14 protein-coding genes are annotated in these 20,618 nt (G+C 72.7%); 9 read left to right on the top strand and 5 right to left on the bottom strand.

Annotated features, from left to right (window positions below):
* Window positions 1-2,538 (bottom strand): condensation domain-containing protein (locus tag AB0G15_RS33125; protein ID WP_362847430.1); only part of this gene is annotated, 2,538 nt, incomplete at its 3' end.
* 294 nt (window positions 2,539-2,832) lie between these two features.
* On the opposite strand from AB0G15_RS33125, the gene AB0G15_RS33130 reads away from it, so the two are divergent.
* From AB0G15_RS33130 to pabB, 4 genes are read left to right on the top strand one after another with little or no spacing between them, the layout of a single operon-like run.
* A complete protein-coding gene (locus AB0G15_RS33130; RefSeq protein WP_362847433.1) occupies window positions 2,833-3,561 on the top strand; it encodes a Phenylacetic acid catabolic protein in 729 nt (242 codons plus the stop codon).
* The gene (locus tag AB0G15_RS33135; protein WP_362847436.1) at window positions 3,540-4,157 is read left to right on the top strand and encodes a hypothetical protein; all 618 of its coding nucleotides are present in this window, start codon (window positions 3,540-3,542) and stop codon (window positions 4,155-4,157) included. Before AB0G15_RS33130 ends, AB0G15_RS33135 begins: the two co-directional genes overlap by 22 nt.
* Window positions 4,147-5,790, top strand: coding sequence for an AMP-binding protein (locus AB0G15_RS33140; protein WP_362847439.1), 1,644 nt, complete (start codon window positions 4,147-4,149; stop codon window positions 5,788-5,790). The genes AB0G15_RS33135 and AB0G15_RS33140 overlap by 11 nt, the downstream gene beginning before the upstream one ends.
* Before the next feature lie 6 nt (window positions 5,791-5,796).
* Window positions 5,797-7,872 (top strand): aminodeoxychorismate synthase component I, encoded by a 2,076-nt coding sequence (pabB, locus tag AB0G15_RS33145; RefSeq protein ID WP_362847442.1) that lies wholly within the window; start codon window positions 5,797-5,799, stop codon window positions 7,870-7,872.
* Between the two features lie 160 nt (window positions 7,873-8,032).
* On the opposite strand, the gene AB0G15_RS33150 is transcribed toward pabB, so the two are convergent.
* On the bottom strand, window positions 8,033-8,938 hold the full coding sequence (locus tag AB0G15_RS33150; RefSeq protein WP_362847445.1) for a LysR substrate-binding domain-containing protein: 906 nt from the start codon (window positions 8,936-8,938) through the stop codon (window positions 8,033-8,035).
* A gap of 124 nt (window positions 8,939-9,062) precedes the next feature.
* On the opposite strand from AB0G15_RS33150, the gene AB0G15_RS33155 reads away from it, so the two are divergent.
* Window positions 9,063-9,782 (top strand): SDR family oxidoreductase, encoded by a 720-nt coding sequence (locus AB0G15_RS33155; RefSeq protein ID WP_362847448.1) that lies wholly within the window; start codon window positions 9,063-9,065, stop codon window positions 9,780-9,782.
* A gap of 128 nt (window positions 9,783-9,910) precedes the next feature.
* Here the strand turns inward: AB0G15_RS33155 and AB0G15_RS33160 are convergent, their stop codons facing one another.
* Complete coding sequence (locus AB0G15_RS33160) at window positions 9,911-10,624, bottom strand: response regulator transcription factor (RefSeq protein ID WP_362847451.1); 714 nt, start codon at window positions 10,622-10,624, stop codon at window positions 9,911-9,913.
* 569 nt (window positions 10,625-11,193) lie between these two features.
* Here AB0G15_RS33160 and AB0G15_RS33165 point away from each other — a divergent pair.
* Window positions 11,194-12,138: an ornithine cyclodeaminase family protein gene (locus tag AB0G15_RS33165; protein WP_362847453.1), complete on the top strand. Its 945-nt coding sequence runs from the start codon at window positions 11,194-11,196 to the stop codon at window positions 12,136-12,138.
* A 126-nt stretch (window positions 12,139-12,264) separates the two neighbouring features.
* Here the strand turns inward: AB0G15_RS33165 and AB0G15_RS33170 are convergent, their stop codons facing one another.
* Window positions 12,265-13,671, bottom strand: coding sequence for a hypothetical protein (locus AB0G15_RS33170; protein WP_362847455.1), 1,407 nt, complete (start codon window positions 13,669-13,671; stop codon window positions 12,265-12,267).
* A gap of 997 nt (window positions 13,672-14,668) precedes the next feature.
* Complete coding sequence (locus tag AB0G15_RS33175; RefSeq protein ID WP_362847458.1) at window positions 14,669-16,045, bottom strand: hypothetical protein; 1,377 nt, start codon at window positions 16,043-16,045, stop codon at window positions 14,669-14,671.
* 305 nt (window positions 16,046-16,350) lie between these two features.
* Between AB0G15_RS33175 and AB0G15_RS33180 the strand changes: the two genes are divergently transcribed.
* Genes AB0G15_RS33180 through AB0G15_RS33190 form a run of 3 tightly spaced genes read left to right on the top strand, consistent with a single transcriptional unit; the run spans window position 16,351 to window position 20,614 of the window.
* Window positions 16,351-17,394: a polyprenyl synthetase family protein gene (locus tag AB0G15_RS33180; protein WP_362847461.1), complete on the top strand. Its 1,044-nt coding sequence runs from the start codon at window positions 16,351-16,353 to the stop codon at window positions 17,392-17,394.
* A gap of 50 nt (window positions 17,395-17,444) precedes the next feature.
* Window positions 17,445-18,446, top strand: a complete 1,002-nt coding sequence (gene ispH, locus AB0G15_RS33185) for a 4-hydroxy-3-methylbut-2-enyl diphosphate reductase (protein ID WP_362847463.1) — start codon at window positions 17,445-17,447, stop codon at window positions 18,444-18,446.
* Window positions 18,443-20,614, top strand: a complete 2,172-nt coding sequence (locus AB0G15_RS33190) for a 1-deoxy-D-xylulose-5-phosphate synthase (RefSeq protein WP_362847466.1) — start codon at window positions 18,443-18,445, stop codon at window positions 20,612-20,614. The genes ispH and AB0G15_RS33190 overlap by 4 nt, the downstream gene beginning before the upstream one ends.
* Window positions 20,615-20,618: the final 4 nt, after the last annotated feature.

Raw genomic sequence — 20,618 nt, forward strand, 5'->3', positions numbered from 1 at the left:
CACCGCCACCGGCGCCTCCAACGGCACCGCGCCCGCCGCCACCGCCACACCCACCCGCTCGACACCACCGCCCGAACCATCGTCAGAGCCGAAGGACGAACCGGCGTCCGAACCGGCGGACGAATCGCCGTCGCCGGTCAGCACCAGCCGCACCCCGGCCCGGCGGTAGATCCGCTCCTTGCGGGTCTCCGGCTGGTCCACCCCCACCGGGACGTAAACGCCCCCGGCGGCCAGCACGCCGAGCACGGCCACGGCCTGGTCCGGGCCCTTGGGCAGGGAGACGGCGACCGCGTCGCCCGGCGTGACGCCGTGCCCGCGCAACCACCCGGCCACCCCCAGCGCCCGTCCCGCCAGCTCACCGTAGGAAAGCTCACCGCCGTCCCACACCAACGCCGTACGACCCGGATCCCGGGCCGCCCACCCGAAGAACCCCGAATGCAGCAGACCCTCCGGCACCACGTCCGCCGTCGCGTTCACCCCCGCCCGCACCAGCAACTGGCCGGAGGGGGTGAGCGCGGGGAGCGGGCGGTCCCAGTCGCCCTCGGCGAGCCAGTCGAGCAGGCCGGCGAAGGCGCCGGACATCGCGTCCAGCATCCCGGCGGGGAAGAGCTCGTCGACCGCGTCCCAGTTGAACAGCAGCCCTCCGTCCACCTCGACCACCTGGTGGTCCAGCCACACCTGGGGCGTCTGGGAGAGCATCCAGCCGAGCTTGCCGAGGCTCCGCTGGACGTCCTGGCCCACGAGGTCACCCATCCCGGCGGCGCTGGTGAGCACCACCGGGGCCGTGACCTGCCCGCCGCGGCGGCCCCGGTTGAGGTCGCGGAGGACCTCGACGCCCGAGTAGGCCGAGTGGGCGACGTCGGCGATGAAGCGGCTCTGCAGGCCCGCGACCCGGTCCTGGAAGGTCTCCTCCCGCGTCAGGTCGACATCGAGGAGGATCAGGTTCGTGAAGTCGGCGACCATCAGGGGCACGTCGGGATGGAGCGTCTGCCGGTCGAACAGCGGGAGGTTGAGCAGGAAACGCGGCTGAGCGCTCCAGGCACCGATGACCTCGGCGAAGGCCGCCGCCAGCACCATGGGCAGGGTCACCCCGCGCGTGCGGGCGTGGTCGGCGAGCAGGTGGCGCCCCTCGGGCGGCAGCCAGTGGCCGCGGCGGACGACGCGAGGCCGCTCGACGCGCTCGGGCTCGACCGCGAGCGGAAGCTGGGGCCCCTCGGGCAGGTCCGCGAGCCGCTCCCGCCAGTAGGCCCGGTCCTTCTCGCGCGCCTCGCGGCCGCGCAGCTCGTGCTCGGCGAGGTAGGTGGGGAAGCCGTACCGCAGGGGCGGCAGCGACTCGCCCCGCCCGGAGTAGAGCGCGGCCAGGTCCTCCAGGATGATCTGGATGCTGCGCACGTCGGCCACGAGCAGGTCGAAGTTGACGTGCAGCCGGTGGGCGCCGCCGGGCAACAGCGAGAGCCGGATGTCGAACACCTCCCCGCGCTCGACCTCCAGGCGCCGGTGCGAGAAGGCCTCGCGCAGCTCGTCGAGACGTTCGCCGTCGTCCAGGCGCAGGTCGTGCACCACGAGGCCCGGCCAGGGACTGCGGTCCAGGATCTGCTGGGTGCCGTCGTCGAGGAACCTGGCGCGCAGCAGCGCGTGCCGCTCGAACAGGGCGCGCACGGCGTCCTCGAGGGCCTCCGCGTCGACGCCCGCGCCGTCGAACTCGGCGTAGAAGTGGCAGCCGACGCCGCCGAGCACCTGCCGGTCCTGCCGGCCGATCCAGTAGGCGTGCTGGACGGGGGTGAGCGCGAAGGGCGCGCTCTCGTCCACCTCCGGCGCCCGAGGCCCGGCCACCGTCGCTCCGGCCGTGTCCTGGCCGGCGGAGAGCAGCTCCCACCAGTCGTCGAGCCTGGGAGACTCGAACAGGTCGGCGAACTTGACCTCCACGCCGCCGCGCCGCCACTCGTTGGCCAGCTGCATGACTCTCATGGAGTCGAGGCCGTGGCGGATCAGGTCGTCCCCGCCGTTCAGCCGGGACGCGTCCAGGCCGAGCACGGTCGCGGTGGCCTGCCGGACCGCCTCGTACGTCAGCTGCTCGGCGGGCCGCGCCGGCCGCGCGGCTCCGCCGGCCGCGTCCGCGGTGCCCGTGGTGTCCGCCGAGGACTCCGAGGACGCCGCGGATGCCGCGGATGAGGACGAGGCCGGGTCCGGCGACGGGGAGGCCGGACCCGGAGACAGGGAGTGGCTGTGGCGCACGTCGAGTTCGCCGCGGCGGTACCCGGTGAGGACCGCGAGCCGGTCGTCACCGAGCCGCCGGAGCTCGCCGGGGGCCAGGAGCGTGACGACGTCGGCCACCAGCCCGTGTTCCCGGATCACGGCGGCGCGCATCCGCCGGACGAGGTCGGCCAGCCCGGTCTCCGGGAGCTCCCCGGAGGTCTCGGCCAGCAGCAGCAGGCCGCCGTCGAAGGGCGCCTGGAACGCGCGGCACTCCTGCCCCGTGGCCTCGGCCACGGTGCTCTCCAGCGGCTCGGGGCGGCGGATGCGACCGCGAATCGACATGTCCCACATAGCGATTCACGTTGTCACGGGCCGCGAATTGCGGCAATTCACATAATCGTCTTCCGTCGGCGAAATGCTCGCCGACGTAGCCGGACAGCGATTAAGTATGCCTTACCTAACTACCCATCAGGGCGGCCGTACTCCTGCGAAGACACCGTGAAGGCGTTTACCAATTGCCCGTCCGGACGTTCGGGAAAATATTCAGGCACCTATTTCGAGGTGCCCGATCGGCTACTTGCCGCCCCCTGTGCCCCGACCTAGCGTCGGCAGGGTCCATGGGAGAGGAGACCGCAAGTGGCCAGCACACTGGAGGTTTCGCCGGACCGTGTGATAGCGGGGCCGGAGGAGGCCCGCGCGCTCGGGGACGAGTACGTCACGGCGGTGGGCAAAATCCTCAACAGTCACGTCCGCAACGAGGCCGTCGGGGCGGCGGTCTTCGACGAACCCTCCATCGCGCTCGCGCCCACTCCACGCGATAAGTGGCTGGCCTGCCGAATGGCGATGGAGGAATACGGCCACCATTTAAAGTTCAACAAACTCGCCGCCGAACTCGGCCTTGAGGACGCGAACGCCAGGGGACCTCTCTCGATATTCGAGTACGAGGTGCGGAACTGGACCGAGTACGTGATGACCAAGGCGATCGTCGACCTCGCCGAGGTCGTGCTGATGGAGGACCTCTGCGACTGCTCCTACCTGCCCCTGCGTAAGCTCTGCCGGTCGCTGATGCCCGAGGAGCGCTTCCACGTGGGGTTCGGCGCGACGAGCGCGCGCCGGCTGGTGGCCGACCCCGCCCAGCGCGACGAGGTGCGGCGGGCCGGGCACGAGCTGCTCACGATGACGATGCCGTTCTTCGGCCGCAGCGACTCGAAGAACAACGAGGTGTTCCGCCGCCTGGGCATCAAACGGATGACCAACGACGAGTGCCGCGCGGAGTTCGTCCGGCGCACGCGGGAGCTCTTCGAGTCCGACCTCGGCCTCGACTACCCGGAAGTGGATGCGCGATGGTACGGCACTTCGAGCTGACCGAACCGCCCGAGGGGCTCGCCGCCGAGCTGGGGCCCGGCGGCGACAGGGTGGAGCGTCTCCTGCGCGGCATCTGCGCCGCCGACCGGCCGGAACGCGCCCCGGACTCCCCTCTCACCGCCCCGGGCTCCCCTCTCACCGTCGTGCGCGATCCGGCCGTCGCCGCCGCGGCGATGGACCGGGTCGACCCCGCCTGGCTGGAGGCGCTCGACCGGCGGCGCGGCGAGGCCCGCGAGCGGCTCGTGGCGGCCGGGCGCGAGAAGCAGCTGGATACGGCCGAGCATGTGGCCATGCTCGTCGCGACGCCCCGCCTCGACCCCGCCGACCAGACCGACCCCGACGCGCGCGCCGTGTCCGGCGCCCTGCTGTGGCTGATCGGCACGGTCGTCGCGGACGCGCTCGCGGATCCCGGCGGCGCCCCCGCCGCGAACGGCGACGGCCCGGGCCCGGGCCACGACCACGACCACGACCACGACGATCCGCTGTCCGGGCTCGCCGACCTGCTGGCCTCCGGCTGGTGGCCCATCGGCCCCGTGAACGGCGACTTCCTGATCTCCCCCTACGCGGCCGACGGAGGTGAACCGCATGCCCGATGACTCTTTCGGCACGCGCCAAGGAACCACTACGGCGCCTTCCGCGCCGGTGGCGCCCGGCGTACCGGCTCAGAGAGCACGGATTCCCAGGACCGGCGGCGCCGGAGCGCTCCCGATCACCGGTGTGGGCCAGGCCCCCGCCCCCTCGCCCGGCACGGAGGGCCCGGGGACGGGGAACGTCGCCGGCGAGCTCGCCCGCCTCGCCTCGGACCGCGGCTGGAACGCGTCGCCCGCCTTCTACGAGGGCGACCGCGTCTGGACCCACGGGGAGGTGCACGACCTGGCGGCGAGGGTCACGATGGTCCTGGTCGACCTGGGCGTGCGACCGGGCGAGCGCATCCTGATCGCGCTCGAGGACTGCGTCGCGTGGGTCGCGGCCTTCCTCGGCGCCGCCCGGCTCGGCGTCACGGCGGTGCCCGTCAACCCCGAGCTGACGGAGGCCGACCACGCCCTGGTCCTCGCCGACTGCGACGCCAGGCTCGTGGTCGCCACCAGGGAGATCGCACCCCGCTTCGACGGTGTGCCGCACCTCACCGGCGAGCAGTTGCTCTGCCTGGCCGGACGCGTCCCCCCGGGACCCGTCGCCCAGGTCGGCCCCTCGGCCCCCCTCTACGCGCAGTACACCTCGGGCACGACCGGGCGGCCCAAGGGGGCGCTGCACCGCCACGGCGACCTCGCGCTCTACCATCGCGCGGCCGGCGAGGGCGTGGTCGACATCCGCGAGGACGACGTGACCCTGTCGGTCTCGAAGCTGTTCTTCGCCTACGGCCTGGGCAACACGCTGGTGTTCCCGCTGTTCTCCGGCTCGTCCGCCGTCCTGCTCGCGGACCGGCCGACCCCGGCGCTGATCGCCGAGGCGGTCGTCCGCCACGGCGTCACCGCGCTGTACGCGGTGCCCTCCGCCTACGCCAACCTCGTCGCCGAGTGCGAGCCGGCCGCCTTCTCCTCCGTACGGGTCGCCGTGTCGGCGGGCGAGACGCTCAACGAGACCCTGGGCGCCCGCACCCGGGAACTGCTCGGGGCTCCCGTCCTCGACCAGCTGGGCTCGACCGAGGCCGGCCACGCCTTCTGCTCCAGCACCCTGGCCCGTGACGAGCCGGGCACGATCGGCCGCGCCCTGCCCGGATACGAGCTGCAGGTGCGCGACGAGCATGGGGAACCGGCCACCGAGGGAGAGCTCTGGGTGCGGGGCGAGTCACTGCTCCTGGAGTACCTCAACCAGCCCGACCAGACGGCGCACGCCCTGGTGGACGGGTGGCTGCGCACCGGCGACCGCGTCGAGCGCCTGCCCGGCGGCGCCTACGTCCACCGCGGCCGCTGTGACGACATGGAGATGGTCGGCGGCATCACGATGTCGCCGATCGAGGTCGAGAAGGTCCTGTCGGAGCACCCGGCCGTGGCCGAGGTGGCCGTCGCCGTCATCGCCGACGAGCGCGGAGCGCGCAAGCTGCGGGCCTTCGTGGTGCCCGCCGCCCCCGGCCAGGATCCGGCGCGGGTCGAGGAGGAGCTGATCGAGCTGGCCCGCGGGCGGCTGGCACCGTTCAAGGTCCCGCGGAGCGTGAAGTTGTGCCAGGCCCTGCCGCGGACGCATACCGGCAAGCTGCGCCGCTTCGCCGTCCGCGACGGAGACTGGTGATCACTGGTGCGTACGCTGCTCGTCGACAACTACGACTCCTACACCTACAACCTGTTCCAGCTGGTCGCGGAGACCTACGGCGTGGAACCGGTCGTGATGAGCAATGACGACGAGGCCTGGCACGACCTGCCCCTGCACCGGTTCGACGCGCTGATCATCTCCCCCGGCCCCGGCCGGCCCCAGGTGGAGCGGGACGTCGGCGTCTCCCTCGACCTCATCCGCGCCTCCGGCCTGCCCGTGCTTGGCGTGTGCCTGGGACACCAGGCGCTGGGCTGGCTGTCCGGCGCCGACGTGGTGCCGGCGCCCGCGCCGATCCACGGGCAGGTCGAGCAGATCCGGCACTGCGGGCGGGACCTGTTCCGGGGCCTGCCGCAGGGTTTCCAGGCGGTCCGCTACCACTCGCTCTGCGTGGCCACCCCGCCACCCGACGAGCTGGAGATCACGGCCTGGACGGGCGACTCGGTCGTGATGGGCCTGCGGCATCGCACGATGCCGTGGTGGGGTGTGCAGTTCCATCCCGAGTCGATCTCCACCGAGTACGGCCCCGCGCTGCTGCGCAACTTCCGTGACCTCGCCCTGGCGGCGGGACCGGTGCCCGGTGTGGTGCCGCCCGTCGCGCACGCCCCCTCGTGGTCGCTGGAGACGGAGCGGATCGACGGCGCCGCCGACGCCGAAACGGTGTTCACCGGCCTCTTCCGTTCCCAGCGGTACGCCTACTGGCTGGACAGCAGCCGCGCCGAACCGGGCGGGGCGCGTTTCTCCTTCCTCGGCGACGCGGGCGGCCCGCACGGCGAGGTGCTCTCCTGCCGTCCCGGCGCGGGCAGCGTGCGGATCCAGGACGCCTCGGGCGCCGGCATGGCGATCCATGTCCCGATCTTCGACCTGCTCGAAGAGCGGGTGAGCGCCCGCGCGATGGAACCGGATCCCGCACTCCCTTTCGACCTGGACGGTGGCTACGTCGGCTACTTCGGCTACGAGCTCAAGCGCGACTGCGGTGCGCGGGCCGAACACCTGTCGCCGATGCCCGACGCGGTCTGGATGTCGGCGACGCGGTTCGTCGCGATCGACCACGAGACGGACCAGACGTGGGCGGTGGCGCTCACCGACGGCGGCTCCGGCAGCCGCAAGCAGGCCAGGCGCTGGGTCGAGGAGACGGCCGCGGCGTGCCGGGGGATGGTCTCCGGGCGTGACATCCCGGTGGAGGAGGCGGGGGGGGAGGAGTTCGATCCCGAGCCCTGGCTGGTACGGCCCCGCGAGCGCTACCTGGCCGACATCGAGGAGTGCCTGCGCCTGCTGCGCGCCGGGGAGAGCTACGAGATCTGCCTCACCAACACCGTCGAGGTCCCCTTCCACGGGTCGGCCGAGGACCTCTACCTGCGCCAGCGGCGGCTGAACCCGGCGCCGTACGCGGCCTATCTGCGGCTGGAGGAGGACCACGTCCTGTGCTCCTCCCCCGAGCGCTTCCTCAAGGTCGGCAGGGACGGGACCGCGGAGTCCAAACCGATCAAGGGCACCGCGCCGCGCGATCCCGAACCGCGCCACGACGACGAGCTGAGGAGGGAGCTCGCCTCGTCCGGCAAGACCCGCGCGGAGAACCTCATGATCGTCGATCTGCTCCGCAACGACCTCGGCCGGATCTGCGACGTCGGCACGATCGACGTGCCGCGCTTCATGGCCGTGGAGTCCTACGCCACCGTCCACCAGCTCGTCTCCACCGTCCGCGGGCACCTGCAGGACGGTGTGAGCGCCGTGCGGGCCGCGCGCAGCTGCTTTCCCGGCGGGTCGATGACCGGCGCGCCCAAGCTGCGCACGATGGAGATCATCGACAGGCTCGAAGGCCGGGCGCGCGGCGTCTACTCCGGCACGATCGGATTCTTCGGGCTCAGCGGCACCGCGGATCTCAACATCGTGATCCGGACCGCGGTCGTCAGGCCGGGCGGGCTGACGGTCGGCGCGGGCGGGGCGATCGTCCTCGGCTCCGACCCGGTCGAGGAGTACGAGGAGATGCTGCTCAAGGCCCGCGCACCGCTGCGGGGTCTCGGCGGGATGCCCGGCGCGCCCGCCCCCCGGCCTCTCACCTGAGAAGGCACCGAATCATCTGAGAAGGCACCGAACCCGGCCACCGGGCCGAGCCGGCGGCCCGCGGCCCGGTGGCCGTCTCAAAGTCGATCAACGGCGTGTCATGGCCCGGTAAGCGAAGAGCCCCTTATGCCGGAAAAACTTCCTTACGGCGGCAATCCCGTCACCGCGCGAGCCGTCCGGAGCGTCGATCGCCGTCGGCTCGACCCCGCAGGTCGGTGGCGATGGCGGCGAACTCGCCGATCAGCGGGCTGCGGCGGGTACCGTCCCAGGCCAGGCACACCTGGTTCGGCGGGATGTCGGCGATCGGGACGTAGGTGACACCCGGCCGGGTGTAAAAGGTCGCCACCGACAGCGGCAAGACGATGACGCCATGGCCCTGAGCGACGTGTTCGAGCTTCTCCTCCACCGCGTGGAAGACCGGCCCTGGGCGACGCGCTGCCGGCCGGCGTAGCTCGGTGGCGAGGTCGCGCCATTCGGGAACGGCATCGGGGTCCTGGAGAAGGTGCTCGTCGGCGAGGTCGGCGATGCCGATGAGGTCCTTGCCCGCCAGGCGGTGACCGGTGGGCAGCACGGCGACGCGTGGCTCGGTCAACAGCGGCCGGATGCGCAGCCCACGCTGGTCGATCGGCAGGCGCACGTAGCCGATGTCCACCCGGCCGTCGTGGATGGTCTCGGCCTGGTCGTCCCAGGTCGTGCGCACCACCTCCACGGTCAGCCCGGCATGGCGCTCGCGTAGCGCCTGGACCGCCGACGTGACGATCAGCCCAGGCATGAATCCGACGGTGAAGACGTCCCTGCCGCGTGCGGCGCGGCCGACCCGGCGGCGCAACGCCTCGGACGCGGCCAGCAGCGGGCGGGCGTCGGCGAGCAGTTGCTCACCCGCGGAGGTGAGCTCGGTGGCCCGCCTGTTCCGCACGAAAAGCTGAGCCTTCAGCTCCTCCTCCAGCACCCGGATCTGGCGGGACAGCACAGGCTGCGCGATATGCAGCGCCTCGGCGGCTCGTCCGAAATGCAGCCGCTCGGCCACCGCGACGAAGTAACGCAGCTTGCGAAGATCGACGTCCACCAGCGCCTCCTCCCAGCGTTGATACCTAAAGGGTATTACAGACGGGTCAGAGGGTCTTGGACGGCGGCAACGGGCCGGGCCCATCGTGGAGGGGTCGGAACTCCCCTCCACGAAGGACGAAATCATGGATCTGCAGGGTCAGCGCATCATCGTGCTCGGCGGCACCTCGGGCATCGGGCTGGCGACCGCGCAGGCGGCCGCGCGACACGGCGCCGTGGTCACGGTCGCCTCCAGCCGGCGAGCCGGCGTCGACCACGCCCTGTCCCGGCTGCCCGACGGCTCCGGTGGCCGCGTCGTCGACCTCACCGACGCCCGGGCGGTGGACGAACTCTTCGAGGACCATGGCCGGTTCGACCATCTGGTGTTCACCGCGGGTGAACCGCTGAGGCTGATGCCACTGGACACGCTCGATCTGGACGCGGCGCGGGACTTCTTCGCGCTGCGTTATTTCGGCGCGCTGGGCGCGGTCCGTGCCGCGGTGCCGCACCTGCGCGAGGGTGGCTCGATCACCCTCACCACCGGCATCGCCAAGGACCGGCCGGGCCCGGGCTGGGCGGTCGCGGCGAGCATCTGCGGCGCCGTGGAGGCACTGACCAAGGCGCTGGCCGTCGAGCTCGCGCCTGCCAGGGTGAACGCCGTCTCACCCGGCTTCGTACGGTCCCCGCTGTGGTCCGAGATGGGCGAAGAGGACCGCGAGCGGATGTACGCCGAGGTCGGCACGGCGATCCCGGTGGGGCGGATCGGCGAGGTCGAGGACATCGCCCGGGCGTTCGTGTTCCTGATGACCGAGCCGTTCGCCACGGGAACCGTCCTCACCGTGGACGGCGGGAACGTACTCGTCTGATCCGGTCGATCCGAAACCGCTCTCGGGCGACCCCTTCCCCCTCGTCGGTTCGGAGCCCTGGGCGGGAAGGGGCCACCTGCTCCCTTCGGCGTCGTGGCCACCTTGGCAGCCGCAGGGGCTTTCGGCCCCTAACGGCCGGGTTCGGGGAGCAGCCCGCGGTTGAGCGCCACCGCGGTGGCGAGCGTCCGGTTGGAGCAGTTGAGTTTGGCGAGGATGTTGGCGACGTGCCGCTTGGCCCCGTGCTCGGAGATGCCGAGGCGGCGGGCGATCTGCTTGTTGCTGAGCCCCGCCGCCATCAGGGCGAGGGCCTGCTGTTCGCGCGAGCTCAGCGGCGAGTCGATGGGGTCGCTCTCCGGGCAGGGATCGTCATCGGGGACGGGCGTCTCCTCGAGGCCCTCCTCGTCGCGGATGCGGGCCAGGAGCCGCCGGGCCAGCGGGTCGGGCATCGGCATGAGGCCGCTGCCGAGGTCGGCCAGAGCGCTCCTGAGCGAGGTCTGGGTCAGGTCCGTCTCCAGCAGCAGGCCGTCGACCGGCAGGGCCGCGGCCTCCGCGAGCGAGGCGTCGCACACGCCGCGCAGGACCAGCAGGACGTGCGCGTCGTGCTCGGCCGCGACCGTGGCCAGCTTCTCGGTCGCGTGCGCCTTGCCGGACGAGGCGAGCAGCAGGACGTCCGGCCTCTGTGACTGCAGCAGTTCGAGAGCGCGGTCGAGGTCGCCCGCCTCGTACGTTTTCTCCACCGTGTTGACGGTCGCCAGCATGGTGCGCAGCCCGCAGCGGAGCACCTCACTGCCCATGGCGACCAGAACGGCCCGGCCTAAAGGATCGAGTCGTTGTGTGCTCATTCTCATCCCGCCGTCGCGTTGGAAAACCGCAGTTCCGCTACCTCGAGAGGGCTCCAATACCCCGAAAAACGCGGCATCCACCTATATTTTAAGAAAGTTTATATTTCAAGAAAGTTGGCGATAAACGATCACAGTTCTTCCGGGCCGGAGGAAGCTCCAGCCGGCCGCCGAGTGGATCCCCCTCCCGGTCGCGGCCGGTCAGGGGACCCGTGGTCGCCGGTGGACGCCGCGATCACGCCTTCGGTGCCGCTCCCATTGGCCGTCTCCGTACCGGCCCCGTAACGACCTCTTCCGCCGGACCGTTTGTCGCTTTCCTGTCGCCCCGCAAATTCCTCAGGCCGCCCGGATCGTGCGGATCCCTATTACCTGCCTACCTTGCTTTTCCCGCATCTTCAATGTCGGAAATGTCCGTTTATACGCGTCTTCGCAGATCACGGGGCCATTTCGGCGCCCCCTGTTTTGCAAGTTAGGGTACCCTTGCCTAATCAGATTTCCTGGTCTACCGTCGGAACCGGACTCCGGAACCGCACAGCCCTGATGATCACCGTGACGCGAAGGCGGCGAACCACGTGAGAATCCTGACCCGGAGCGACCTGGCCCGGGTCGAGCTCGTCCCCTCCGAGGTGATCTCGGTCGTGGAGGAGTCGTACCGGGCCCTGGCCTCCGGGCTGTCGGTCAATCCGAACAGGCAGACGGTCAAGCCACCCGACGGGCACTCGGTGGGCCACGCCCTGGTGGGGCGCGACGGCACCCGCGAGGTCGTCGCCTTCGAGACCTCCTACCGGTTCTACCCGCGGCGCGAGCGCCAGTACACGACCTTGTCGCTGTACGACGACGAGAGCGGGCTCCCCGTCGCGCTGATGGACTGCGCCAGGATCGCGACCATGCGGGCCCCGGCGGCGTCCGCGCTCATCGCCCGCGAGTGCGCCGCCCCCGGCAGCCGCAGCGCCCTGGTGATCGGCACGGGCGTCCAGGGGCGGCAGGCCCTGCCCTACCTGATGGCCACCATGCCCGGCCTGGAACGGCTCATGGTCTACGGCACCCACCCCGACGGGCTGCGCGCGGTGCGGAGGGCCGTGCCCGGCGAGGAGGTGGAGATCGTCGAGGATCTGCGGGCCGCGGCCGGCGAGGCCGACGTGGTGCTCGCCGCCGCCGGACCCAAGACCCCCGCGGCGATCGAGGCCGGCTGGCTGCGGCCGGGGGCGCTGTGCGTGCTGGTCGGCTACGGGCTGGCGTCCTCGACCCTGCACCGGGCCGACCGGGTGCTCGCCACCAGCGCCGCCCGGATGGCGGTCACCGGCACCGACCTCGCCGACGCGCGTGGCAGGCTCCGCCCGGCGGACGTCGAGCTGCCCGAGGTGCTCGCCGGATCGGCCTGGGCACGGCTCGACGCCGACGAGCGGATCTTCGCGTACAACAGCGGGCTCGTCGCCACCGACATCGCGCTCGGCCACCACCTCGCCCAGAAGGCGACGGCGCGCGAGCTGGGGCAGGTGATCGACCTGTGGCGTTGAGGACGCCGCCGGCCTCCCGCGCGCCCGAGGTGCCGACCGGCCGCGCGCCCGCGTCACCCGTCCCCGGTCGGGGGTCGCCCCCGCCTTCCGCCCGCGCCCGCCCCTCCGGCCCGTCCCGCGCCGGGGTCACACCCTCTCGCGTTCCCTTCCGGTGACGACGCGCTCCCTGCCGGTGACGACCTCGCCGGTGACGACCTCGCTGGTGACCCGGCGGTCGACGACGTTCAGGGGACCGAGGCCCGACAGGACCGTGAGGATCTCGTCCACCAGTCCGGGGGGAGCCGACCTCGCGCCGGTGAGGGCGACGGTGCCGGCCTCCCGCAGCAGGCTCGGGCAGAGGTCGGAGACGCCGGTGACGACCCGCGAAAGGACACCGGAGTCACCGGCGAGCCCGATGACGTGACGGGCGTCGGGACAGCCGGGTCCCGCGGCGACCAGCAGGAGATCCCCGGCGGCGGCGACGGAGGCGACGGAGGTCGCCCGGTCGGAGGCGTGGTAGCAGAAGTCGTCGGGGTCGGGGCCGCGCAGGCCGGGGAAGCGGGCGCGCAGGGCCGCGACGACGGGGAGGGCGCGCTCGACGGGGATGCCGGGCTGGATGAGGTAGGAGACCGCCATGGGGTCGGCGGGCCGCAGCCGCGCCACGTCGGCCGCCGTCTCCACCAGAACGGTCGTCTCCGGGGCCTGTCCGAGGATGCCGGGGACGACGGCGTCCCCGGGCCTGCCGATCACGACGGTGAGGTCGCCGCGCTCGGTGAACCGCGCCACCTCGGCGTGGGCGGCGGACACCAGGGGGCAGGTGGCGTCGACGACGGCCAGGCCCCTGGCCGCGGCCTCGGCCCGCAGGACCGGCGGCACACCGTGGGCGGGGAAGACGACGGCGGCGTGCTCGGGGAGCGTGTCGAGTCCGGTGACCGTACCGATGCCCGCGCGGGCCAGTTCCTCCGCGTGATGGGGGGCGTCGGTGACGGGACCGTAGGCGAAAACGGGGCCGCCGCCGGCCCCGCCCCGGGTGACGCCCAGGGCGGTCTCCAGGGCGCCGAGGGCACCGGGGCAGACCGGCCGGGTACCGGCCAGCAGCACGCGGCGGCTGCGCATGACGTCACTCCATCGCCACACCTCCTGACCGGCCGCCTCCACCGCGGCGCGGTCGTCGGGGTGGGCGGCGGCCGCGAGCCCGGTGGCGCGGCCGTGACGGTCGAGCCAGGAGACGGCGAACAGGTGGCCGTCGTCGGGGAAGGCGCCGTCGGCCCGCCCGGTCACCGGCGCGTACCACCGGTCGTCCCGCCGGGTGTCCGAACGGGGCTCGAGGCGAATGTCCGGAGGGACGTGGACGGCCGGACGGCTCTCCGGGTGGGCGGTCAGCGGCGCGTAGCGCACCCGCAGCCCCCTGCGGGTGAGCGCCGCCCCCAGGACCGGCGCGGCGGGACACCCGACGGATCCTCTGCCGGGGTGGTGGAAGGCGGAGGCGACGACCACTTCCCCACCGGCGACGCCCTGGCAGGCGAAACGCTCCCGGATCTTACTCCTGTTCATATCCTCGTCCCCGATCGTCAAGGAAACCGAGCCCACGGCGGCGGATTCGGAGCGGGTTTCCGAGACCCGCCAGATCTCGTTTCCCTGCTCGCAAATGGATACACGGCCCGGTGTGCGGAAATATCAGGGAATTGCCACTCGCACCTCTTTTATGACAATACTTTATAGGTGATTAGGGCCGCCGATCCGGCGGATATCCCTTCGTCACCGCGAACCGGGCCCGGCCCGTCGGACGTTTCCCTGAGAAGGTGCTCGAGAGCTGATCGGCAGCCTCGTCGAGCCCATTCCGGCGGCCTCGGCCCGAGCCGCTGAGCAGGGCGTCCGGCAGGCGCCGGACGGATACGGCTGACGCTCCGGCTGTCGATGACCGCCGCCGACGGCTCCGGCGACCCCCGCTGCTCATCGGCGAGGCCGGAGGGGCAGAAAGGGCCGTCGTGTCATGCCTGCGGTCCTACCCGTCCGCAGGACGGCTTCTCAGGACGGTGAACTCGGTTCCCAGCTCGTCACCGACACGTTGGAGGACTCGCGGCGTGGGATCGATCAGACAGCGACGCGTCGCGGCCCGCAGCAACGGGAGATCGGTGGCGCTGTCGGTGTAGGCGTAGGCCACCGGAACGGCGATACCCGCCTCCTGCAACCGGAGGACCTTCTCGGCGCCAAGACAGCCGCGAACCGCTCGGAAGGAACGGCGTCCGCACCGCAGTTGCGCGGCGACGACCTCCACCGCGTCCAGGCCCACGTCAGGGGGGCCGCCGCACGACCAGGACCACGGAGGAGCAGCACGCGCAGGAAGCGGCCGAAGGAGTCGCCGCGTACCAGAGTGTCATCGAGGTCGAAGACGGCGACGGGCCGCCCGGAAACACCGCTGCTCATCCCACTCACATCAAGATCGCCTGCACTGTTGACCGGCAGCTTACCGAGCATACTTCGGATGGGGGTCGAGCAGCGGGACGCCTTCCCTTCGACGGGACCGAACGATCACCTCTCGAACGCCCGCTCATATGGCCATGGCCCGCTGCAGCACCGCCCTGGCGAGGGCGTTGCGCTGGTAGGGGCGCAGCCGCGCCTTGAGCGTGGACAGGGCGGCGCGGGTCCGCCCGCTGCGAAGGTGGGGATAGTCGTCGAGGAAGGCGTGCCAGGTGAGCGCGGCCTGTTCCAGATGCCCCTGGTCGAGGTGCAGCGCGGCCAGGGTCGCGGAGGTGAGCGCGCGGGCACGGCGCTCGGTGGCCGGCCGGTGCCGTATGGAGGCGGCCAGGGCGTCGGCGGCGGCGGGCCTGTCGTCCAGCGCGGTCAGCACCGCGGCGTGCTGGTGGGCGAAGGACGCCTGGTGGTAGGCGCCCACCGTGTCGGCGGGGGTGCCCGTCGTGGCGACGGCGTGGTTGAGGTGGTGCTCGGCCGCCCGGAGGTGGCGGAGGGCGGTGCGACGGCCGCCCTTCACCGCGGCCGCGGCGACGGCGGCCTGTCCCCGCAGGAAGGCGTGGGTGCCCGGCTCGATCGCCACAGGAGCGCTGGTCAGGGCCGCCTCGGCCAGGTCGAGAGCCTGGCCGTGGTGTCCCAGGGTGTGGGCCTGCACCGACAGTGCCCGCAGGGTGACCGCGTACCCGGCCGCGTCGCCGTTCTCGGCGGCGAGCTTCAGCGCCGCCCGGTAGTAGCTCTGGGCGACCCCGTGGAGCTGCTCGTCGAAGCACATGAAGCCGCACAGGTACGTCAGCTCGGTGGCGATCGACAGCATCCTGCGGCGCGTCGCGGGGTTCATCCGGGACCGCAGCCACGGCACGACGTCCACGGCGAGGTACCCCGACAGCGCCCGCCGCGCCTGGCCGCCGCCGAAGGCCGTGTCCGTCTGCGAGAACACCTGGGCCATCGCCTCCGCCGCCTCCACCTGCGGCGTTCCCACCTCCGGCGCCCGCCTGCGACCCGAGCCCGCGGTGGCCGCAGCCGCGGCGGCGTCGGCCCAGCCGGGCACGGACAGCGCGGCCAGGCTGTAGACGCAGTCCTCCAGCATCCGCCGCCTGCCCAGGCACACCCCGGTGTGCAACTCCACCAGCCTGGCCACGGGATCCTCGTCCCGCCAGTCCTCGCCCGCGGCCCCCGGAGCGTCGCGGGAGGCCCGGCCCGGGTCCGCCAGGCCGACCGCGGCGATCTCCAGCGGGCGTCCGAGGCGGCGCGACAGCGCCTCGGCCACCAGATGCGGCACGGGCGGGCGCGGGCGCATGCCCGCCAGCCAGTGGGCGACCGCCGCCCGCCCGTAGCGCAGCGCCACTCCCGCCTCGGCGCCGAGCCCGTTGACCTCGTCGGCCAGTTGCTGCCCGGTCCACCGGGCCTCTGTCAGCAGCGCCCGTAATCGGATGTTGGGCCGGTGTCCTGTCCCCATCCGTTTTCTCTCACCGGACTCGTCGGCGATATTCCTCCATCTCCCGCTTTTTCAAATTTAAATTTCACCTATCGGCGGCCCTCGCCGTTATCACGAAGGCGGGCGATCGCGTCACGGGCGCCGCCATGAAACACCTTCTGCAAATGAAACCGATCGCCCGGCGCCGGGGGGTTCCGGGATATCGCGGCGGCGGTCGTACTGGAAGCAGGGGGAAGCGGACTGCTTTCATCCCGACGCACGGCGGCGGCGTAAGCCCATTCGCGACCGCTCGGCAACAAGGAGAACCGGAAGAGAGGTGAAATGTGGTGACGACAGCACCGGTGCTCGGCTCCCTCGCCGGCACCACGCGATCGGCGGACCGGGTCCTGACCGCCGCACGGGAACTGGTCGAGCCGGCCCACCGTGCCGCGGTGGACCGGCTGCCGCAGGAGATCCGCCACGTCGCCGGCTACCACGCGGGCTGGTGGGACGCCGACGGCCGCCCCTGCGACAGTGGCGGCAAGTCGGTCAGGCCCGCCTTGGTGCTCGCGTCGGCGTGGGCGGCCGGCGGCGAGAACCCGCGGGTCTCCGAGATGTCGATCCCCGCGGCGGTCGCGGTGGAGCTGGTCCACGACTTCTCACTGCTGCACGACGACATCATGGACGGCGACCTCACCCGGAGGCACCGGCCGGCCGCGTGGTCCGTCTTCGGGACCGGCGAGGCCATCCTGGTCGGGGACGTGCTGCTGGCGCTCTCCCTGGACCTGCTCGCCACCAGCCCCGGCCTGAAGGTGATGACCGGCTCGCTGCTGCGGTTGTGCTCGGGGCAGAGCGCCGACCTGGCGTTCGAGACGCGGACCGACGTCACCCTCTCCCAGTGCGTTCAGATGGCGATGGGCAAGACCGGGGCTCTGCTGGGCTGCGCCTGCGAGCTCGGCGCGCTGGCCGGCGGCGCCGGTCACGCCCGCGCCCGGCTGTTCGGGCAGTTCGGGCGCCACCTCGGCCTGGCCTTCCAGTTGACGGACGACCTCCTGGGGATCTGGGGAGATCCCGAGGTCACCGGCAAGCCCGTCTTCTCCGACCTGGCCAACCGCAAGAAATCCCTGCCGGTGGTCGCCGCCCTCACCTCCGGCACCGCCGCGGGCGAGCGGCTGGCCTCGCTCTATCACCGCGACCGCGAACTGGACGAGCGGGACCTGGCCCGCGCCGCCGACCTGGTCGAGGCCGCCGGCGCCCGCGCCTGGGCCCACCAGGAGGCCGGGGCCAACCTCGACGCCGCGCTGGACCGCCTGCGCGAGGCCGCCCCCGCCCCCGGCCCGGCCGAGGACCTCCGCCTCCTGGCCCACATGATCACTCGGCGGGACCACTGACGCGCTCACCTCCCGGGCTCGGCCCGGGTTCTCCACGCTGGAGGTATTCGATGACGACACGGACCACAGGCGACCCGTCCGCGGGCCCGCCCGCGAGGGCGGGCGAAACCGGCGGCGAGGAGGCGCGAAAGGTACTGCTGGCCTCCCCCCGGTCGCTGTGCGCGGGTGTCGAGCGGGCGATCGAGACCGTGGAACGTGTGCTGGCCGACCGCGGCGCCCCTGTCTACGTACGCAAGCAGATCGTGCACAACGTCCACGTGGTCGACGACCTGCGGCGGCGCGGCGCAGTCTTCGTCGAGGAACTCGACGAGGTCCCGCCGGGGGCGACGGTGGTGTTCTCCGCCCACGGCGTCTCACCGGCCGTGCGGGAGCAGGCCGCCGCCATGGGGCTGCGGGTGATCGACGCGACCTGCCCGCTGGTCACCAAGGTGCACGTCGAGGCGCGCCGCTTCGCCGCCCGCGGCGACACCGTCGTGCTGATCGGGCACGCCGGGCACGAGGAGGTGGAGGGCACCATGGGCGAGGCGCCGGAGCGGACCGTGCTGGTCCAGACTCCCGCCGAGGCCGCCGCGCTGGAGGTCGAGGACCCCGGCCGGGTCTCCTACCTGACCCAGACCACCCTGGCCGTCGACGAGACCGCCGAGGTGGTCGAGGCGTTACGCGCCCGGTTCCCCGCGCTGACCGGACCGGGCAGCGACGACATCTGCTACGCCACGACCAACCGGCAGCGGGCGGTCTCCGAGGTCGCCGCCGACGCCGACCTGGTCCTCGTCATCGGCTCCGCCAACTCCTCGAACTCGGTACGGCTGGTCGAACTCGCCCGGCGCCGGGGCGTCGCGGCGCACCTGATCGACGACGTCGGCGACATCAGGCCCGAATGGCTCCGCGACGCCCGCGCCGTCGGCGTGAGCGCGGGCGCCTCGGCCCCGCACCACCTGGTGGAGGAGGTCGTCGCCTTCCTGCGCGAGCTGGGGCCGATCCAGGTCACCGAGCACCGCCACACCATCGAGACCGTCCGTTTCGCCGCTCCGAAGGAAGTACGCACGCCATGAGCGCTGACACCGTCACAACCGGCCTCCACCCCGCCGCGGTCACCGTCCCCGATCCCCGCGGGCCCTCGCCGGCCGATGCCGCCCCCGGTGGCGCGGCGGCCGCGGAGAGCCTGCTGGAAAGGATCGAGGATCCCGGTGACCTGCGGCGCCTGCCGTCCGCCCGGCTGCCCGCGCTGGCCGGTGAGATCCGCCGTTTCCTGGTGGACAAGGTCAGCGCGACGGGCGGCCACCTGGGCTCCAACCTGGGGGCGGTGGAACTGAGCATCGCGCTGCACCGGGTCTTCGCCTCTCCCCGGGACACGATCGTGTTCGACACCGGCCACCAGGCCTACGTTCACAAGATCCTCACCGGCCGCCGGGACGACTTCGACGGGCTGCGCCAGCCGGAGGGTCTGTCGGGGTATCCGAGCCGGGCCGAGTCGGTCCACGACGTCGTCGAGAACTCGCACGCCTCGACCGCCCTGTCCTACGCCGACGGGCTGGCGAAGGCCGTCCGGCTCAGCGGCCGCGCCGACCGGCACGTGGTGGCGGTGATCGGGGACGGCGCGATGACCGGAGGGCTCGCGCTCGAGGCGGTCAACAACCTGGGCGCCGCGCCGGGCCTGCCGGTCATCGTCGTGATCAACGACAACGGCCGCTCCTACGCCAGGACCGTCGGCGGGCTCGCCGCCCACCTCGCCGCCCTGCGCCGCTCCCGCCCGGACCTCCCGGACCCGGAGTCGCGCGGCGGCGAGGTGGGCGGCGAGGAGTCCCGCCGTACTCCCGGGAAGGCAGGGAAGGCAGGGAAGCCCGGGGAGACCCGGGACATCGGGGACACCGGGGAAGACCGGGACGCCCCGCGGCCGGCCGGGACCAACGTCTTCGAGGCCCTGGGATTCTCCTACCTCGGCCCCGTCGACGGCCACGACATCGACGCCCTGGAGGAAGCACTGCTGCGGGCCCGCGCCCTGGGCCGTCCCGTGGTGGTGCACGCGGTCACGGTCAAGGGGAAGGGGTACGGTCCCGCGGAGGACGACGAGGCCGACCGGATGCACGGCATCGGGGTGCTGGACCCGGCCACCGGCCGCCCGCCCGGCACGGCCGCCGCGACGCCGCCCTCGTGGACGTCGGTGTTCGCCAAGGAGATCACCGCGATAGGCGCCAAGCGACCGGCCGTGGTCGCGATCACGGCGGCGATGCCCGGCCCGACCGGGCTGGCGGCGTTCGCGGCCAAATTCCCCGACCGCTTCGTGGACGTCGGCATCGCCGAGCAGCACGCGGTCACGTGCGCCGCCGGGCTCGCCATGAAAGGCATGCACCCCGTCGTGGCGATGTACGCGACCTTCTGCAACCGGGCCTTCGACCAGGCGCTGATGGACGTCGCCCTGCACCGGTTGCCCGTCACGCTGGTCCTGGACCGGGCGGGGATAACCGGCCCCGACGGGCCGAGCCACCACGGCATGTGGGACCTGGTGCTGCTCGGGATGATCCCGGGGTTGCGGATCGCCGCGCCCCGCGACGCGACCCGGTTGCGCGAGGCGCTCCACGAGGCCGTCGGCTTCGACGGCGGGCCGACCGCGATCCGCTATCCGAAGGCCAGCGTCGGCCCCGACATCGTGGCCCTGCGGCGGCTCGGCGGAGCGGGCGGGATCGACGTGCTGGCGGAGAACGGCGACCGCGTGCTGCTCGTGGCCGTCGGGTCGCTGGCGGGCCCGTGCGTGGCGGCCGCCGCGCAACTGCGCCACCACGGCGTCGGCGCCACGGTCGTGGACCCGCGGTGGGTGGACCCGGTCCATCCGGCGCTGGTGGAGCTGGCCGCCTCGCACGGCCTGGTGGTCACCGTCGAGGACGGCCTGCGCACCGGTGGCGTCGGCGCGGCGGTCGCCACCGCGTGCGCCGACGCCGACCTGGACACGCCGGTCCGCGCCCTCGGCCTGCCGAGGGAGTTCATCGGGCACGGGGACCGCGCCCACCTGCTGGCCGCCGCCGGGCTGGACCACGGCTCCATCACCGCCTCGGTGCTCCGCGCCGTCCACGCCCCCACCCGCCCCGCCACCGCCGGGCCGGGCACGGCGGCACCCGGCGCGGCCTCCCAGCCGAGGTCACCGTCGAGGTCGCAGCCCGCGTCCCAGCCGAAGCCCCAGCCGAAGTCACAGCGGAGGTCACAGCCGATCGGAGGCCGTCGATGAGCGC

The organism is Streptosporangium sp. NPDC023825 (assembly GCF_040639575.1).
In the GTDB taxonomy this organism is placed as follows: Bacteria; Actinomycetota; Actinomycetes; order Streptosporangiales; family Streptosporangiaceae; genus Streptosporangium.

Bases quoted from the DNA above. Each gene is read 5' to 3' on its own strand.
- AB0G15_RS33135 (WP_362847436.1), top strand. From the start codon at position 3,540: ATGGTACGGCACTTCGAGCTGACCGAACCGCCCGAGGGGCTCGCCGCC.
- AB0G15_RS33140 (WP_362847439.1), top strand. From the start codon at position 4,147: ATGCCCGATGACTCTTTCGGCACGCGCCAAGGAACCACTACGGCGCCT.
- AB0G15_RS33155 (WP_362847448.1), top strand. From the start codon at position 9,063: ATGGATCTGCAGGGTCAGCGCATCATCGTGCTCGGCGGCACCTCGGGC.
- AB0G15_RS33160 (WP_362847451.1), bottom strand. From the start codon at position 10,624: ATGAGCACACAACGACTCGATCCTTTAGGCCGGGCCGTTCTGGTCGCC.
- AB0G15_RS33170 (WP_362847455.1), bottom strand. From the start codon at position 13,671: ATGAACAGGAGTAAGATCCGGGAGCGTTTCGCCTGCCAGGGCGTCGCC.
- AB0G15_RS33175 (WP_362847458.1), bottom strand. From the start codon at position 16,045: ATGGGGACAGGACACCGGCCCAACATCCGATTACGGGCGCTGCTGACA.
- ispH (WP_362847463.1), top strand. From the start codon at position 17,445: ATGACGACACGGACCACAGGCGACCCGTCCGCGGGCCCGCCCGCGAGG.
- AB0G15_RS33190 (WP_362847466.1), top strand. From the start codon at position 18,443: ATGAGCGCTGACACCGTCACAACCGGCCTCCACCCCGCCGCGGTCACC.